The sequence below is a fragment of the Paenisporosarcina sp. P4_E4_2 genome (genome assembly GCF_056401595.1).
Window position 1 is genome coordinate 1 of record NZ_JBFUJC010000393.1, and the last position, 2,705, is coordinate 2,705.

A 2,705-nucleotide genomic window follows, 5' to 3' on the forward strand; every position below is an offset into this window, starting at 1 on the left:
GTTTGAAGCATTAGAACAAGCATGGACAGATAAAGAAGAGTTCTTTGCTAAAACATTGAACCATATGGCTGGATTCCGCTTGGCCGTTTACAAAAAACGTGGCTGGGATTCAATATTAAAAGAACCATTGCAAATAAATCGAATGAAACAGCAAACATTGGATGCTATGTGGGGCGCAATCAGCGCGCATAAAGCTCCATTTGTAGAATATTTAAAGCGTAAGGCTGAGCTGGTAGGAGCAGATGCCATGCATTGGTACGATTTAGACGCGCCAGTAACTGAATCTACTCAGAAAGTGTCATACCAGGAAGGTGCAGAGTTCATTTTAAAACACTTCGGCAAATTCGGTCCGGAGCTTGAGAAATTCTCACGACAGGCATTTGAAGATGAATGGATTGAGGCAGAAGACCGCCCTAATAAACGACCAGGTGGTTTCTGTACTGGGATGCCTCTATCACAGCAGTCCCGTATTTTTATGACATATAGTGGAACGATGTCCAACGTTGCAACATTGGCACATGAACTTGGTCATGCTTTCCATTCATATGCACTTCGTCCTGTACATTGGATGAATCGTCAATATGCAATGGGAGTTGCAGAAACAGCTTCTACATTTGCTGAAATGATTGTAGCTGATGCAGCAGTAAAAGAAGCATCAACAGCTGATGAAAAATTGGCATTGCTTGAAGATAAGATTCAACGAAGTGTCGCATTCTTCATGAACATTCATGCACGATTTTTATTTGAAACTCGTTTTTATGAGGAGCGTAAAAAAGGAATTGTTTCTGCTGCACGCTTAAATACATTGATGGAAGAAGCGCAACGTGAAGCATTTGGAGATGGATTAGGTGAAGTTCATCCGCATTTCTGGGCATCAAAACTGCATTTCTATATCACACATGTACCATTCTATAATTTCCCTTACACATTCGGTTATTTATTCAGCTTAAGCATTTATGCGAAAGCAATTGAAGAAGGCTGCAGTTTCGAAGAAAAGTATATCTCCCTACTTCAAGATACGGCAATCATGTCTGTTGAAGATTTAGCAATGAAGCATTTAGGAGAAGATATCACTCAACATGCGTTCTGGGAAAAAGGCATAGCACTATGTATTAAAGATGTGGAAGAGTTTCTGTCGTTAACTTCATCTAAAGGGTGATTTTCAATGATTTTACTGGACGGACAAACTTGTTTTTTACGAACATTAGATGAAAATGATGCTTCAGATCTCACCAATCTAGTATTTAAGAATCGACATTATTGGTCAATTTATGAACCAAGGCATCAGGATTCATACTTTACCGTAGCAGTACAAAGAGAAAAGATTCTAGAATCACTTCACCATATGAAGAACCAACGCGAATTCAGCTTCGGCATTTATGATAGACAGTCGGGGGAACTAATTGGTCATATTTCTATGTACAGTATTAAACGCCTACCTTTTTCAAGTGCTTTCATTGGTTATTCTATAGATGAATTGAATGTGGGCAAAGGGGTTGCGACAGAGGCGGTTCAACTTCTGGTCAAGTATGGAATGGAAGTTATAGGGTTACACCGCATTGAAGCATATGTTTCTCCGCGTAATGTTGGTTCAATGCGTGTCTTAGAAAAAGCAAAAATGCAAAAAGAAGGCTTGTTAAGACAGCTACTATTCATTAATGGTGAATGGGAAGATCATTACATTTATGCAATTTTAGAAAATGATTATTGAAAAGGCAAGGCCGCTTGGCGGAAATGGCGTAAAATGATGAATGGCTGGTTTCTCAATTGAGAAACCAGTTTTTTTATGTCGATTTCCCGGGAAATATTAGATGTTATAGGCTGATATGTTTACATATTTTCAACCCAATCATATAATAAACTGAAATCCAATAAGAATGGTAGGTTTTAATATGAAAACAATTCCGAAGCCTCTTGTGATGGCGAATCAATGGACAATTGTCATATCAGTAGTCATTTCGCTTATTACACAATCCGCGTGGATGTTATTGATTCCTTTAGTTTCATGTCTTTTAAGTTTATTTACAGGATTCAATCCTGTTTTAGCCATAGTTAAGAAATTTTTAAACAAGCCAGCAAATGAATATGCCCAAGAAGATTATGACCAGCTACAATTTAACCAATGGTTGGCCGTTGGGTTTTTATTAATTGCGACGATTAGTTTCTTTATGAATTGGGGTATTTTGTTTAACATTGCAACTGTTATGGTGGGATTAGCAGCATTGATAGCTATTATGGGGTTTTGTATCGGATGCTTCATTCGTTTCCAATACCAACAATGGAATTATCGACGCAAAAAATCAGCAGAACAGTAAAAAAGAGCCTAACATGGACTGCACCCCAATTGTTAGACACACTAACAATTGGGGTGCAGTTTTTTTATGTTTCTTATTCCACAAGTGTAAGTCTGCCTGTTGCGGGATCAATGACCAAACCGTGAACTGGAAAATCTTTGACCATTAGGGGATGATTTTTTACCATATCCACACTATGTCTGACACTTTCGCTCACATCTTCAAAGCCACGCAGCCATTCGTTCAATTCCACACCCGAATAGCTCAGCATATCGATTGTTTCTTGAGCAATTCCCCGATCAATCATTTTCTGCAGCATGACATCCGGTTTGATGGCACTCATCCCGCAGTCGTAATGACCAATTATGTAAATTTCTTCTGCATTCAATTCATATACAGCTACAAGTAAAC

General features: G+C 38.5%; 4 protein-coding genes. 3 read left to right on the plus strand and 1 reads right to left on the minus strand.

Annotated features, from left to right (window positions below; translation table 11 throughout):
• The 3 genes from AC1DSB_RS17610 to AC1DSB_RS17620 all read left to right on the plus strand — a co-directional run.
• Positions 1-1,159 (plus strand): M3 family oligoendopeptidase (locus AC1DSB_RS17610; protein WP_477587240.1); only part of this gene is annotated, 1,159 nt, incomplete at its 5' end.
• 6 nt (positions 1,160-1,165) lie between these two features.
• Positions 1,166-1,711: a GNAT family N-acetyltransferase gene (locus AC1DSB_RS17615; protein ID WP_016429262.1), complete on the plus strand. Its 546-nt coding sequence runs from the start codon at positions 1,166-1,168 to the stop codon at positions 1,709-1,711.
• A gap of 181 nt (positions 1,712-1,892) precedes the next feature.
• Complete coding sequence (locus tag AC1DSB_RS17620) at positions 1,893-2,315, plus strand: DUF4395 domain-containing protein (protein ID WP_477532009.1); 423 nt, start codon at positions 1,893-1,895, stop codon at positions 2,313-2,315.
• A 73-nt stretch (positions 2,316-2,388) separates the two neighbouring features.
• Here AC1DSB_RS17620 and AC1DSB_RS17625 read toward each other — a convergent pair.
• Positions 2,389-2,705: carbonic anhydrase (locus AC1DSB_RS17625; protein ID WP_477587241.1), on the minus strand; the 317-nt coding region annotated here is incomplete at its 5' end.

Excerpts from the sequence above, each read along its gene's own strand:
- AC1DSB_RS17620 (WP_477532009.1), top strand. The coding sequence starts at position 1,893 with ATGAAAACAATTCCGAAGCCTCTTGTGATGGCGAATCAATGGACAATT.
- AC1DSB_RS17615 (WP_016429262.1), top strand. The coding sequence starts at position 1,166 with ATGATTTTACTGGACGGACAAACTTGTTTTTTACGAACATTAGATGAA.